8 protein-coding genes are annotated in these 15,320 nt (G+C 45.0%); 4 read left to right on the forward strand and 4 right to left on the reverse strand.

The features are described 5' to 3' along the window. Positions 1-76 precede the first annotated feature (76 nt). Positions 77-4,216 (reverse strand): carbohydrate binding domain-containing protein, encoded by a 4,140-nt coding sequence (locus DKT75_RS01210; protein WP_109821615.1) that lies wholly within the window; start codon positions 4,214-4,216, stop codon positions 77-79. 589 nt (positions 4,217-4,805) lie between these two features. Here DKT75_RS01210 and DKT75_RS01215 point away from each other — a divergent pair. Next, positions 4,806-5,876 carry a LacI family DNA-binding transcriptional regulator gene (locus DKT75_RS01215; RefSeq protein WP_109821616.1) on the forward strand — a complete coding sequence of 357 codons (1,071 nt, stop codon included), beginning with the start codon at positions 4,806-4,808 and terminating at the stop codon, positions 5,874-5,876. Positions 5,877-5,886: 10 nt separating this feature from the next. Here the strand turns inward: DKT75_RS01215 and DKT75_RS01220 are convergent, their stop codons facing one another. Together DKT75_RS01220 and DKT75_RS01225 are read right to left on the reverse strand one after the other, a co-directional pair. Then, positions 5,887-6,765, reverse strand: coding sequence for a glycoside hydrolase family 16 protein (locus DKT75_RS01220; RefSeq protein ID WP_109821617.1), 879 nt, complete (start codon positions 6,763-6,765; stop codon positions 5,887-5,889). Between the two features lie 35 nt (positions 6,766-6,800). Then, the gene (locus DKT75_RS01225; protein ID WP_245923030.1) at positions 6,801-9,509 is read right to left on the reverse strand and encodes a glycoside hydrolase family 3 protein; all 2,709 of its coding nucleotides are present in this window, start codon (positions 9,507-9,509) and stop codon (positions 6,801-6,803) included. Positions 9,510-9,663: 154 nt separating this feature from the next. On the opposite strand from DKT75_RS01225, the gene DKT75_RS01230 reads away from it, so the two are divergent. Together DKT75_RS01230 and DKT75_RS01235 are read left to right on the forward strand one after the other, a co-directional pair. Further along, positions 9,664-12,354 carry a di-heme oxidoredictase family protein gene (locus DKT75_RS01230; RefSeq protein ID WP_211665111.1) on the forward strand — a complete coding sequence of 897 codons (2,691 nt, stop codon included), beginning with the start codon at positions 9,664-9,666 and terminating at the stop codon, positions 12,352-12,354. 89 nt (positions 12,355-12,443) lie between these two features. Continuing rightward, positions 12,444-13,283 carry a formylglycine-generating enzyme family protein gene (locus DKT75_RS01235; RefSeq protein WP_109821619.1) on the forward strand — a complete coding sequence of 280 codons (840 nt, stop codon included), beginning with the start codon at positions 12,444-12,446 and terminating at the stop codon, positions 13,281-13,283. On the opposite strand, the gene yjeH is transcribed toward DKT75_RS01235, so the two are convergent. Then, positions 13,280-14,515 (reverse strand): L-methionine/branched-chain amino acid transporter, encoded by a 1,236-nt coding sequence (gene yjeH / locus DKT75_RS01240; RefSeq protein ID WP_109821658.1) that lies wholly within the window; start codon positions 14,513-14,515, stop codon positions 13,280-13,282. The two genes, DKT75_RS01235 and yjeH, sit on opposite strands and share 4 nt — an antisense overlap. Positions 14,516-14,635: 120 nt before the next feature. Between yjeH and DKT75_RS01245 the strand changes: the two genes are divergently transcribed. After that, complete coding sequence (locus tag DKT75_RS01245; protein ID WP_109821620.1) at positions 14,636-15,058, forward strand: Lrp/AsnC family transcriptional regulator; 423 nt, start codon at positions 14,636-14,638, stop codon at positions 15,056-15,058. Positions 15,059-15,320 lie beyond the last annotated feature (262 nt).

A 15,320-nucleotide genomic window follows, 5' to 3' on the forward strand; every position in this document is an offset into this window, starting at 1 on the left:
AGGCTGACAAATCGCCTCCTTAAAACACAAAAGCCACCGTTTTTAAGCGGTGGCTTTTGCTACTAACACTTACGGTCTATTCAAAATTGATACCATCAATCAGGATGTCAACGGCAACATATGGAGGTGCACTTTCACCCGAACTTGTTGGGTTCCAGAAACCAATTGCTTTGATAACCGCTGGATTAAATTGACCATTAAACAAAACAAAGTCTGCTAACGGGATAGAGTAAACATCCCAATCACCTGTCGTTACTGGCGTATAGTTTAGGATATTAAGTTGGCTATCCGTTCCTACACCATCACTCTCAAGCTTCACACCTAAGTAGCTAACCGTGTCTGGAACATTTGATAATGCAAAAACCAGATTAGTTTTACTACTTTGATCTAATACCGGACTAAAGACAGTATAAAAACCACCCCAGTCCTGATCACCATTGTGCATAAACCTCAGTGACTCTGATCCTTCATAAGCTGTACTACTCGTTGAAATACTCACTTTATTAAGCGCTTCAGCTTGACCAAAAGACCACGTTGCAGCAGCGGCATCATTCATTCCAACTTGAATAGTCGCTAATGCTGATGAAGGTTCAGCAGCACTCTGAGCAATGTCATCGGCATAAAATGTCCATGCTTCCGAACCATCACCTTCGTTACCAAGATCAACGATCATAACTACTCTAACAACATTACCTAAGGCAGCTGTTTGTCCAGAGAAGTCAAATGTCAACGACTCCCAGACACTACCACCACTGTGATTTGCAGAAACTTCTGCATTGCCACCAGTACCTTCAAACTTAAACAATACCGACTTTGCGCTAGCTGACCAGAAGTTCATCGTAAACGACTCACCCTGTGTAAAGTCAATCGCACTATCCAGTGTTAACACACTACCAGCCCATACAGCACCAACACCTTTAACCAGTTGGATTACTTTGCTACTACTGTTTCCTGTCGTTTGAGGGTTATCAATAATAGTGGCTACACCACCATCAAAATCTTCCAGATTGAAAGTTAAGCTATCACTTTCGAAATCAACCGGTACCGTTACGCCTTCAACACCACTATCCTCAACGACACTTTGCTCAATATCATCAATATAGAAAGTCCAGTCTACAGAGCCATCGCCTTCTGCTCCGTTTTCAACAATAACGGTCATGTTGACAACGTCACCTAAAGAGCTGGTCAAATTACTAAAGTCAAACTCCAATAGCTCCCATTCACCACTACCCGTGTGATTAGCGGTAATCTCAACATTTCCAAGACTTCCCTCTAACTTCAGTAACACTGGCTTTAGACTAGCTGACCAGAAGTTCATGGTGAACAAATCACCCTGAGTAAAGTCGACTGCTGTATCAAGCGCTAGCGTACTACCAGCCCATGACTGTCCTTCACCCTTAACTAGCTGGGTCACTTTTGCACTGGTATTACCTGCGGCTTGCGGGTTATCTATTATCGTTGCTTCACCACCATCGAAGTCTGTCCATGTATAAGCTAGCTCAGCATCTTCAAAAGTAACAGGAAGAACAACGCTGCCTGTAGCTGTTTCTGGTGGAGTCACCGTTGCCGTAGCTCCGACGATTGAAATATCATCAATCACAACCAACCCATCTTCGCCTGCCAATTCAAAGAAGACACGGTTTAGATCGCCACCAAAATCAGTAGCCGTTAATGTGACTTCAAAATCTTGCCAATCTGTCGTCAAAGCAACACTCTCTTTAACGTTAGTCCAAGGATCTTGATTAAGCCCAATTCCTACAAAGATACTTCTACTTCTATCTGACTTTGCCTTAAACATGACTGTATAAGACTCACCCTGCGTAATAGGAATTACCTGTTGAAAGTTTCGGTTCCAAGGTGCGTCCGGCGTCGCTGTACCATCTGGAATAGTCACTGAGTTAACACTGTTTCCATTATCATCGATGATATTTACGCTTCCATTATCACTCGTCCATTCGCCTGCCGCTGCAAAGTCACCATCAGTCACAAGATTGGTATCACCATCATCTGGCGTAGTTGTATCGTCTTCATCAGTTGGCGTTGACGTCGTGTCACCGCCAGTTTTGTGGAAGTAGATGTTATCTAAGTACACATCAAACGACTCAGTGTTTGCACTACCATCGCCATTAAACTGACCGTCAAACTTCATCTGTAGGACAGAGTCCCAAGTCATTCCCGTAAAGGCACTCTTAGGTAAGTCCACACTATTCCAAGCACCCGGTGTCACTGGAACAGTAACCAGTACCTCACCTGCTCCGGTACCATTATTGATTGGGCTCACTTTCACCAAACGATCGGTTCCTTCTGGCACCCAAATATCAACATGCAAATACTCCATCGCTGAAGCATCAATGGCTGCTAGCTCTGTGCCCTGATAATTGAAGTTCACATAAGCTAACGATAAATCACCATCGCCTGGATTGTAAGAATCGTTCAAGTCATTAACACCTGACTGACCCCAATCTGGGTTGTAGTTCAAACCAGCGGTTGCGGCATATGCCTCACCGTAGACTGAGATTACATCACTTGCAGTTCGTGCTGGCGGCGTTGCAGCCGAATCCGCTGGTGCAGCAGCTGAGTCTACAACTGGCGTTTCCCCACCCACTGGCACGTCAAAGGATATATCATCAAAATAGCTGACGGTGTCTGCCGCGCGGCCATCTAGATTGTAGTCTGGGAAGACAACAACTTGATCAACTTGCTCTGAAGCATAAACAGCCTGTCCAATATAACCAGAGAAATCAAAGGTCAACTCCTCCCATTGGTTAACGACAGTATTTGGTACTTTTAACTCTCCAAGAGCACCTCCAGACGTAGTCACTAGCTTAATACCAACATCGCTGATTACTGTCTTATAAACCAATATCTTTATGATGCTTTCATCAGCACTTAGGATAAATGGCCCGATAGCACCGTGAGCGGTTTCTGTTCCAGCCCAAGGCTGACCCGCTTGTCTTGCTGTAAATTTAGCAACCGTCGCCGAGGTATTTCCCTCACCCGAGACTGGGTTAGCAATTATCTCTAATGCTGGATTATCATCATTTTCAAAAACAGACCAGGTTGAAGTCGTTGTTGCCGTTTCAAAGTCAAAAGCAGCTGAAGATGCAACCGGTTCAGTTGGCTCAGTTGGCTCTGCCGTTACTTCAGCAGTACCCTGTGCAAAATCATCTGCATAGAATGTCCAGTCTGCTGATCCATCACCTGCGGCACCGTTTTCAACAATAACCGTGACTTTAACAACATCACCTAAAGCGCTGGTCAAACTTGTGAAATCAAATTCTAATGACTCCCAAGTGCCACTACCCGTATGACTAGCAGTTACCTCAGCCTCTGCAAGACTTCCCTCTAATTTAACTAATACAGGCTTTAAACTAGCTGACCAGAAATTTACAGTGAGCAATTCACCTTGAGTAAAATCAATGGGTGTATCAAGTGTTAGAAAACTTCCGGCCCATGGCTGCCCTTCGCCTTTAACAAGCTGGGTTACTTTTGCACTGCTATTGCCTGTGGTTTGAGGGTTATCAATAATCGTAGCTTGACCGCCATCGAAGCCTTCCCAAGTGTAAGCTAAGGCATCATCTTCAAAAGTAACGGGAAGAGAAACGCTGCCAGTACCTACTTGTGGTGTTTCACTCGCTACATCAATTGAGACATCATCAATCAACACCGATCCATCTGCATTCGCAAGCTCAAAAAAGATGCGGCTTTCTACGTCCGCCCCGCCAAAATCAGCGGCAGCCAAAGTAACTTCAAAATCTTGCCATTCAGTAGACAAAGTCACGCTTTCTTTTATATTTGCCCAAGGTGACGCATTTTCACCAATCCCTACAAGAATATCTCTATCTCTATCAGACTTAGCCTTAAATTTTATTGTATACGACTCACCTTGTGTAAGTGTGACTACGTGTTGAAAGTTTCGATTCCAAGGCGCGTCAGGCGTTGCTGTACCATCTGGGATAACAACCGAATTAACATTATTACCGATATCATCAACGATATTGACACTGCCATTATCGCTAGTCCATTCACCTACCGTATCAAACCCACCGGCACTCCCAAGTAGAAGGCCATCAAACGTTACTTGAGTGGTTGGTGTATCTGTGGAAGGTGTATCAGTAGATGGTGCGTCTGCTTGTGCTGAAGGCGTGGCATCACTCGAGCACCCCGCAACAAATAGCGTGACCGAGATCGCCGCGGCTGTAATAAGTCGTTTCATGTAAGATTTTCTCCTTTAAATTATGCGCATTTGAATATCTATTAAAGGTGTGATTTAAGCCCACTAACACCACAATTCTCCTCCTTGTTTGATATTCAATTCATAGCTCATGAGTCCTTCTATTTGACAATAAAATTAGAAACACCAATTAGATTACCACTTGCTATATAGCAGTTTTATCATGCAATAAATAACAAGTCAAGAAAACAGATTTCGACTCATGAAGAAGAGGTGAAAAGTTTAGGTAGATCACCCACAGGAGAATTCTGTGAATTAAGGGAGTTGAAATAAAGTAAAAAATAAAAACTGTATCCTATTGAAATAAAATATATTTATTTATATATCGGCCAAGTCAAGCACAAAAGTTATTACACAAATCAAGCTGTGGAAAATATCAGTTTTAGATGTTTTCCAAACCACATAACTTGCTATGTAGCAGCAACTAATTTATTATGTTTCATTAAAAACATACCCTAGAGCTGTCACCTAACTATTTAGAGTTAAACAAGTTAGCGTATAGCCTTTACAAAGCCCCTATTATAAAATAACAAGCATAATATGACATATCTATACATTTGGAGAGAATGTTATGAGTGACACAACACCAAAGTATATTTTTGTTGAAAACCACATAAAAGCGGCGATCAAAAAGAAAGAACTTGTCGACAAACTTCCTGGTGAACGCACATTGGCAGCGCAACTCGGTGTTTCTTACATGACTGTGCGTAAGTCGGTTGAAAACCTTGTAACACAAGGCGTGCTTTATAAGGTTCCTACAAAGGGAACCTATGTAAACTATGAGAAGCCTCAGCGCAGCAAAAACTACACCATCGGCTACTTCCTCGATGCGACTATGATTGCTGGGATTTCCAGCCCTTATTACTCACTAATTTTCGATGCTATCGAAAAGGTCGCAGCAAAGGATGATTACTCTGTTGTTTATTTTTCAGATAATAATCCTGATCGCTTGAATCGGACACTAAGCAAAGTTGATGGCGTCATCGCGACCTGTATCCCTAGAATTGAACACGTAATTCTGGAAATGAAACAGTCCGTTCCTGTCGTGGTGATTGAAAACAGTGCCGCTGACAAAGTCATCCCATCGGTTATTATAGATAACTTCAATGCCGATGTTGAATCTGTTGATTACGCCTGCTCACTAGGCCATAGCAAAATCGGATTTATGACGGGTCTAGATGACTCTGATGTTGGTAAAAATCGTTACGCAGGCTACCAGTACGGCCTACGTAAGAACAAGATAGAACTTGATAAGTCCTTGGTATTTAATGGGAATTACTCCTATCAATCAGGGATCGAAGGCGCAGAGTATTTTTTAACGTTGGATGAGCTTCCAACCACAGTAATCTGTGCGAATGACTCTATGGCGCTAGGCGCAATTAGACACTTCAGACAGGAAGGTTTAAATATTCCCGAAGACATTAGCATTATTGGTTTTGATAATATTGATGTTGCCGCGCAGATCGTCCCATCGCTTACGACGATTGCATCACCCATTGATGAAATAGCAAAGCACTCTTTCTCAATTTTGAAAGCGTTGATTGATGGTAAGACAATCGAGCAACAACACATTGCTCTTCCTGCCCATTTAATCATAAGAGACAGCTGCGCGACGGCAAAAAATAAGTCGGCAGCTGCTTAATACTTAAGCGTTATTCTGTATCCTGAAACACACGAACATAATCAACAGTCATTGATTGAGGAAGCTCTGTAGTGCCATCAGGCGCACCCGGCCAGTTACCGCCCACTGCTACGTTCAAAATCAAGTAAAACGTCTCATTAAATGGGTAGTTCTCCGTACCCACAGTGGCGCCAACGCTAGCGCGTGAAATCGAATGGTAACGGACATCATCAACTAGCCACTGAATAGAATCCTCTGCCCATACCGTACTGAATACATGAAAATCATCAGCAAACTCTCCCGCTGCCAATGAGTAAGAACTGCCACTATTTTGGCTAACGCCAACTGCTGGGCCGAAGTGAACGGTACCGTGTACTCTATCAGCCTCATGTCCTACTAACTCGACGATATCAATCTCGCCACTAGCAGGCCAACTACCATAGACGTTATCCGTAGGTAACATCCAAATCGCAGGCCAAAGGCCCTGTCCTGTTGGCATCTTCGCCCGAATATCAATACGCCCGTATTTAAACTCCCGCTTACCACGAGTGATGAGTTTTGCCGAACTATAGCTTGAATTTTGGATATTCTCAGACTTTGCAACTATAACTAAGTTGCCATCAGCAAGGTATGAGTTGTCAGAAGATGACGTATAATACTCCAACTCATTATTTCCCCATCCACACAAACTGGGACAACCATCCCCCACATCATAAGACCAACTGCTTAAGTCCAACGTCTCACTCTCAAACTCATCCGCCCATACTAGCGTCATACCTTCATATGAAGTTCGACTTTCGCCGGTAGTATCAACTACGACTTCTCCTGAGGTTGAGCTAGACCCTCCGCCACAAGCGACAAGCCCTAAAGATAGACACATTACGCCTAAATAACTGTTTCTGTATTTCATATAAATCTCTTATCTTGGTGATATGATCAAAATGATCATCCAGCTAATGCCTTACAACTTAACGCATCAGCAGCATCATCAACGCTTTTGGGGACAACTCTAATATTGCCCAAATCGAACTCAGCCTTTCCATCGCTAAATAACAGGAAAGAGGTATTCAGATTCTGAAAATCCACGCCCTTATCCTTAAAGCAAGCCAATGGAACCTTCATAGTGGACCACTCATTAGAACTTGCTGGTAGGTGATCATTTAACGCCATCTCAGCCCGACACGGATAAACACAGTGCTGCGCTATAATGAGTTTTGACGTTGGCTGTTTATACATTTTGATATCAAATTGCAGGGTTGATTCTGCATTTAAATAACTCTGCAAGTCCCTACCTGTCGAGTCGTCGGTCTGCATATAAATTTGTGCTGGGCTCTTGCCATTGAAGCTCACGTGAACGGCATCATACTGTGCTTGATAGTTAATCGGAGTAGTAGATACTGCCCCCTGATCCGTTACCGTCTGCCCAGACACATCAATGCCTTTCCAGTCATTCTCCGCACCTGCAACACGCAGTAAAAACTCGCTGCCAGATGCAGTCCCGTAAACAAACAACGGCATCGTCGCTACACCATTATCTGGCTCTTTCTGACCACAACCATAGCCACGATCATCTAAATCTAGCGGGGCTAAGTTAGAGCTATCGGAATAAGTCAGACCATAGCCAAATGCAAAGACGGGGGCATGCTCACCTTCAAGGCTCTGCTCCCACGCTGGCATCACATAGTCTTTGATATTAGGCGGGACACGGTTGATCGTCGTTGAACATACCTTATTAGGCCAGCTGTATGACAAGTGCCCACTGAAATCAGCACCATCCTCCTGATACAAGACATCGGTAATTCCACCCGCTTCAGTACCAGGCAGCCAAGCTGCGATAAAGGCATCGGAATGATTGATTTCCTCATTCACATACATTGGACGGCCAGAGATGAACACCGTCACGACTTTCATCCCAGCGGCTTTCAGGTCTTTAATAGTTTTAAGGTCAGCTGCATAGCTTGCTTTAAGCGTTGAAAATCTCAGTGTCTGATGAGGCTTTATGTCACCGACACTCTCTGCATAAGGGTCTTCCCCAATCGCCACCACTGCAACTGTATTTTCGTCTACCTTAGAAAGATCGGTGAGGATATTTTCTGCGCCTATTTGATTTTCCAACGCCATTTTTAAAGTGGTCGCGTCGGGGAAATCCTCAAGCGTATTCTCAGTACCTTGCCAAGTGATTGACCAACCACCAGTTTGCTTTTGGATATTATTCGCAGCACTACCGGCTAGATACACTTTTTGAGTGGGCTTCAATGGCAGTACGCCATTATTATTTTTCAATAGAACCAGTGATTTACTGACCGCTTCACGCGCCAATGCACGATGTTCTTCAGCTCCTAAAGCCTTATCATCGCCCGCCAGAGAGCGCTTAGATGGCATAGGCTTCTCCCACAATCCAGCACGCATTTTTACTCGCAGAATACGCGTCACCGCATCATCGATACGAGACATTGCAATAATGCCGTCATTAACCTGAGCAATTACATTCTTGTAAAAACCCTTCCAGTCGTTACGCTCAGTCACCATGAAGATATCATTGCCCGCGTTTACCGCGGCAGGACAGTTAGCTGAAGTACACTCGTTTATTTCACTATGACCATTCCAGTCAGTGACTACCAGTCCGTCAAAACCAAGTTTGCCTTTTAGAACATCAGTAACGAGATACTTACTACCATGGACTTTCTTGTTATAACGTCCAGAACCCGTTTGGTCATAATTTTCATTATCATGCCAAGAATTGAATGAAGTCATCACCACTTGAGCGCCAGCGCTCAGACCAGAAAAGTAGCCCACGGCATGGACGTTAATTAAATGCTCTTCGGAGTAGTATGTTTCACCCCGATCAACACCATTTTTGGTTCCGCCGTCACCCACCCAATGCTTCACATTGGAAATCACTTGCGTATCAGTTTTTAAGCCAACGCTATCACCCTGCAAACCTTCGACCATCTTGCCTGCATAGTTATAAATGATTTCAGGATCTTCTGAGTACCCTTCATAAACACGCCCCCAACGATAATCTCGTGGTGCGGCAACTGTTGGTGCAAATGTCCAATCCAAACCTGTTGCAGCGACCTCTTTCGCTGTCGCCTGTCCAATCCTAAACACTAGGTCTGGGTCATTAGCCGCACCTAGACCAATATTGTGAGGAAACACCGTCGCACCATACACATTGTTGTGTCCGTGAACCGCATCGGTTGCCCACATAAAAGGGATTTTAAAGCCGCGGTTTTCATACGCATCATCCAAAGCTACCCAGTAACTATCCGCTGCAACTACCCAATCTTTAGCACTCGCATGCTTGTCGCCATTCGGCCAAGAACCACCACCACTTAATAGCGAGCCCAACTTGTATTGTTTGGCTTCTGCAGGCGTTACCTGACTGAGATTCGGTTGAATCATCTGACCGACTTTTTCTTGCAGCGTCATTTGACTGAGAATACTGCTAATTGCAGATTCTATTTTCGGGTCCGTTTTTACTTTGCTTGTCAGCGCCGGCCATTCGGAGTAATAAGCTAAGCCAACCCCGGCCTCGTCACCTTTTTCCATTTCCCTTCCATTTTCAGTATTACGAAGTACTGAACCACAACCACTCAACACTAATGCTGATAGAAATATTGGTATCAGTTTCTTTGGGTGGTTACACATCATATAGCCTTCTGCTTAACTCCATTTTATCTCCAATGGACTATTGTTCTTATTCTTGTATTCGTGACGTCAGTAAATTTATAGACACACATAAGTGCTATATAGCATTCCATAAAAGTATGTTAGGGTGCAAGCAAATAATTACAGGTAATGACCTATGATCACCTCTCGCTTGGCGCCACTTCTGATATTTTTCCTCTTGTCGTTAACTGCTTGCGGCGGTAGTGGTGACTCATCAGACAGCACTAACTCTTCTACCAATGACAACCCAGCAGACGTAGTCTCAGACTCAGAAGATGATCAGTGCGCCGATAGTGATGGCTGCGACGCAGTGCCAAGTAAATTGACTGCTACCGCAACAGCATCCTCAGCTCTACAAGTCGCGTCACTGGCACTTGACGGTGACAAAACGACTCGCTGGGAGTCGCAGCATGGCATTGACCCAAGTACTTTGACGCTCGATTTAGGCGGTACTTTTGCGCTAAGTGAAGTTGTTATTTATTGGGAAGCGGCCAATGCTAAAACCTACACGGTACAGGGCTCAAATGATAATAACCAATGGGTCTCTTTAGCAAGTTTCTCGGATGGAGCTTTCGGCCTGCGTACTGATAAACATGACGTATCAGGTGTTTATCGCTATGTGAAAATAGAAGGTACATCACGCAGTGTGGGTAATAATTGGGGATACTCCATCTTGGAGGTAGAGGTTTACGGTAGCCCAGGCACTCCCCTTCCAGATAGCGATAATGACGGAGTGAATGACAGTTTAGATCAGTGCGTCAATACACCCGAGACAGATAGTGTAGATGATGAAGGATGTACTGTTGTTATTGTCACAATAGAAGATGGTGACAAAGACGGTGTCATTGATGGCAACGATGACTGTCCAAATACATCAACCCAAACGAATGTTGATACTGCTGGCTGCCCTGTTGTAACAAATACTGGGGAGATCGTTCCTTTGTATGATACGTCTACAGCTTTGGAGCCTGATAGTCAGTTTGACCGAGGAGATGCCTTAGTAACACGCTGGTCAGATCGCCCCCGAACACGGCATGCACGTGAAGACGAATTCCAAGCCTATGATCATTATATCGCGTTCTATTTCGAGAACCGCTCTAGTAATATTGAAATTGTAGATTATGTCGCTAAAGGCGGTAGTACCATTGAAATGAATGTTCGTACACTCTTCCCTTTAAGCCCAATCGAAGCTGAAAACCGCTGGTGGTATCAAGGAATTACAACGGTTGCACAATACGCCAGTAACGGCGTGATGAATGACTTAGGCTTTGATGGTACTCATTACAACTACCAAAAGGTGGGTAGTTACAACACTCGTTTGGGTAGAGACATTCAACTGGGTGATAAGTTGGAGTTTGAAATCAGTCAGTTTAGCGCATCTGGTATACCTCGTGGTCAGGCTAACTACTATGGCACCACCTTTCTCTACATTGTGGGTGAAGGAATTGTTCCTTGGTATGCATCAGCTCCTGGTGTGGGGTACCGTGAAGACAGTAACAAAATACCGGAAGAATACCTGCTAGGTGGCAAGACCAGCATACATTATCAATACACTAACGAGCCCAATGATAACTTTTTGCAAATGGCGACTAATCTGGGTTACGACAACGGTCAAACTTTCTTGCTAGGCCGCCGTGTACTTCACTCATCAACTATCGATGGTCAGCATGATGAGATTCCAGAAAATGGTGTTTTCCCTGAACAAGTGGGCCTTACAGGAACGAAGTTTGTAAATGACCGCTGTACTGCTTGTCATGAGCGAAATGGTGGCGCTCCAGTGGCTGAGAATGGTGAGTCGTTAGACAAATGGGTGTTTAAGGTGGGAGATGCTGCGGGTAACCCCGACCCTGATATCGGTCGTGTACTTCAACCCAATGGATCAAGTGGTGAAGGTGATGTTTCGATTGCTTCTTGGACAGAGACTGATGGCTTACGATCTCCAAACTACCAGTTCACCAAGGGCACTCCAGCAACATTCTCCGCGCGTATAGCGCCGAGGCTTGTCGGGCTAGGCTTGCTTGAAGCGGTACCAGAGTCAGCAATTTTGGCACGAGAAGATGTAAACGACACAAATAGTGATGGTATTTCTGGGCGTGCTAACCGCATAGCTGACCCCACCAACCCAAGCCTGACACGCTTAGGTCGTTTTGGTTGGAAAGCTGCCACCATAAGTGTGCAACATCAAGCAGCTTCAGCTTTGAATACCGATATGGGTGTTCGTACATCTATGATGCCAAACCCTGACTGTGGGTCAAACCAAAGTAACTGTGGCGCTGACTCCCCTTTGATGGATGATCAGAACTTAGAAGACCTGACGTTATATTTGTCTACACTAGGTGTACGCCCTCAGCGTGGATGGGAAAAAGGCTCAGAAGACCAAACCATTGTGCAAGGTAAAACCTTGTTTAAGAGTATTGGTTGCGCGGCATGCCACACCGAAACACTTCAAACGAGTGCTTTTCATCCACTTGCAGAAGTCCGCGACCAAACTATTCACCCGTATTCAGACATGCTGCTGCATGACATGGGAGAGAGTTTAGCTGATAACTTAGGTGAAGGCGATGCCAGCGGAAATGAGTGGCGTACAACACCATTGTGGGGCTTAGGTTTAGCTGCATGCGTTACCGGTGGCGTGGTTAACCCCATTGGAGGAGAAGGTAATGAAGTTTGCTCACCGCATCATGCCTACTTACATGATGGTCGCGCACGTACAATCGAAGAAGCTATTTTATGGCATGGTGGTGAAAGTGAGGCTTCTAAGCAAGCTTATGAAGGCCAGAGTAGTACTAATAAAACAGCAATACTCAGCTTTTTGAAGTCGTTATAACAGAGCAATGTAAGTACCCGAGGCTGGCTAGAAAACCAAGATACATCAATTTTCTAGCCAGCCACGTATGATCTAAACAAGGAGGCACAATGAAATTCTTATTTGGATTAATACTCAGTTGCATCGTTAGCCAGACAGTATCGGCAGAAACACCTACGCTCATCAACATACCATCAGGCACTTTCATACAAGGCTCTGATGATATAGAGCGCGAAACCGCCTACGCACTGGACGAAGCAGCTTACGGTCACTCAAGCACTCGCCAGCAGCAATGGTACGCGGGTGAGTTCCCAAAACAGCAAGTAAACACAGCCGCCTACCGAATCATACGTAACCTAGTCACCATGGCGCAGTATCAAGAATTCATCACCGAGACCAAGCACCCTGCTCCCCAAATAAGCAAAGCACAATGGGCAAGCTACGGTGTAAACCACAGCTATGAAAGCATCCAGGCCTACCAATGGCACGACGGTAAATACCCCAAAGAAAAGGCCAACCACCCAGTCGTACTCGTTAATCACAATGACGCAAGCAACTACGCAAAGTGGCTAAGCAAAAAAACAGGACAACACTGGCGACTACCCTACGAAGTAGAATGGGAAAAGGCCGCTAGAGGCGTAAACGGAAACTACTTCCCATGGGGAAACACCTTCGACGCAACGCGTCTAAACACTCACGACAACGGTAAATTTGGAACAGCCCCAGTCGGTCAATTCCCGCAAGGCGCAAGCCCATTTGGACTACAAGACGCAGCAGGCCAAGTATTCGAATGGACACAAAGCAAACAAGGCAACAACCGAATGATCGTCAAAGGTGGCTCATGGGATGACAAAGGCTGTGGCGTCTGTAGACCCGCGGCAAGACACGGCAGACCCTCAACCCTAAAACACACCCTCATCGGTTTCAGATTGGTACAAACACCCAACTAAGCCACAACCTTTCGATGAAACCTCTGTGCCCAAAAGAACAATACAACAGCCAGCAAACAGCCATAAACCATCGAAGGCCCCAAGCAATAAAAGAACACTGCACACACCAACAAGCCCAACACAATTGCAGGGCGATGCTTCTTCCCTAACAAACGCCAAGCCGCCATCATCGACAAAGCATAAATAAACACAAACACCCCATTCACCCAACGAACAATCTGCTCATAAGGCTGGTCACTAATAAACGTACCAAAAATAATAAGTATAGAAATCGCCTGCACCACTAACAGTGCTTGTTGAGGTATGCCGTGTTGGTTAGTCGTACCCAAAGCCTTAGGCAATACTCCATCGTTACTCAACACCCAAACCAAACGCGCCACACTCGAAAAATAAACATTCACCGTCGCAAAACCACTCACCAAACCCAAGATTCCAATCACCCATGGACCACTATCACCCAGTAACATTTGGTAAGCAGACACCATCGCCAAGTCCGCACTTGGGTCAAACATCGATAAGTAAGTACAAAAAACAAAAACCACACCCACCAACGCAACACCCATCATCACCGCAGGCACAAAGTCCTTCTTAGGGTTCTTAAACTCAGACGACAAATGTGTAATCGCTTCAATCCCCAAAAACCCCCAAATTGCCAACGACACCGCCGCCATAACGCCAGTGGCAGAACCTTGCTTTAAGTTCTCAGCAACTGCTACTTCACCCGTTCCCACCAACAAAGCAACGATCATTGCAAACACAACCGCCGCAATGGATAAGGTGATATACAACTGAATCTTCCCAGACAGCTGCATACCTTTAAGATTGATAGAGAACATTCCTAAAATAACCGCCACCTGCGCGATCATTATTTGAAGCGGGGATAATTCAATCAATGGCTTGAGGAACTCAAACGTCATCATCAGCGCAGCAGGTGCGCCCAACGGCACAACGCAAACAAACATTAGTCCAACGATATGCCCGTAACGAATACCAAAGGCCTCCTGCACGAAAAACGCAGGCCCGCCCGCATGAGGGAAGTCTCGACTTAACACTGCAAACACCCAACCTAGCGGCAAAATAGCTACCACCAATAAAGCCCACGTCCACAACGCCCACGCGCCAGCCGCATTCACCGTGAGTTGAGGCAATATAAAAACGCCCGTACCAAGCAAGGTACTTGCCATTAAGCCGACACCTTGCCAGCGGGTAATTGTTGGAGTAAGTCCTGTCATTTTCATTTCCCCGATTAAAGCAATAGTTTACTGTATGCCCCTGAATCACTTTGCCGTTAGCGCCGACGGTTTGTCGTGATTCACCCGAATAAAGCAGCACATCGTCACAAGGTTTTACAAATGGACAAATTTGACCAAAAAATTCTCAACGAACTACAGCGCAATGCACGTCAAAGTGTCTCTGCGATTGCCGAAAGCGTTAGCCTCTCTCGCTCAGCCGTTTCTGAACGCATCAAGCGTATGGAAGACAATGGGGATATATTGGGATACCAAGTCATTTGCAAACCACAAACAACGACATCAGTAAAAGCCTACTTTGAAGTACGACACGGCGGATACCACTGCGAGTCTATTGCAGAACACGCCCTACTCATCAACGGCATAAAAGTATGCCATGGGATAAGCGGAGACTTAGACTTAGTCTTCTACGCAGAAACAGAGTCACTAAGTATGCTGCACGATATTCGTAGCAAACTAGACAACATACCTAATATCGGCACCATCACCACCCACATCGTCATGAACGAATGGAAAAAAACGTAAGCATGCTTAATAAATTCAGCAGCAAACTTTCAGTACTTAATGAAACAACCACTACGCTCGCCCAAGGTCGGCTGCGAGCCCCACCCCACGCAACCCATCATCAACCGTCACCGCTTTATGAAAACCAACATGCTGGTACTATAAGCTCACTTTAAATAACATGACTCATAGCCTATTTTCATCATAAAAGGGGAGAAAACCCTACCCTTTTTCAATTTTATGATACTCTTCATCGCTAATTTTAAAGAGTCTAAATAGGGAG

The organism is Leucothrix arctica (assembly GCF_003172895.1).
Classification (GTDB): domain Bacteria; phylum Pseudomonadota; class Gammaproteobacteria; order Thiotrichales; family Thiotrichaceae; genus Leucothrix; species Leucothrix arctica.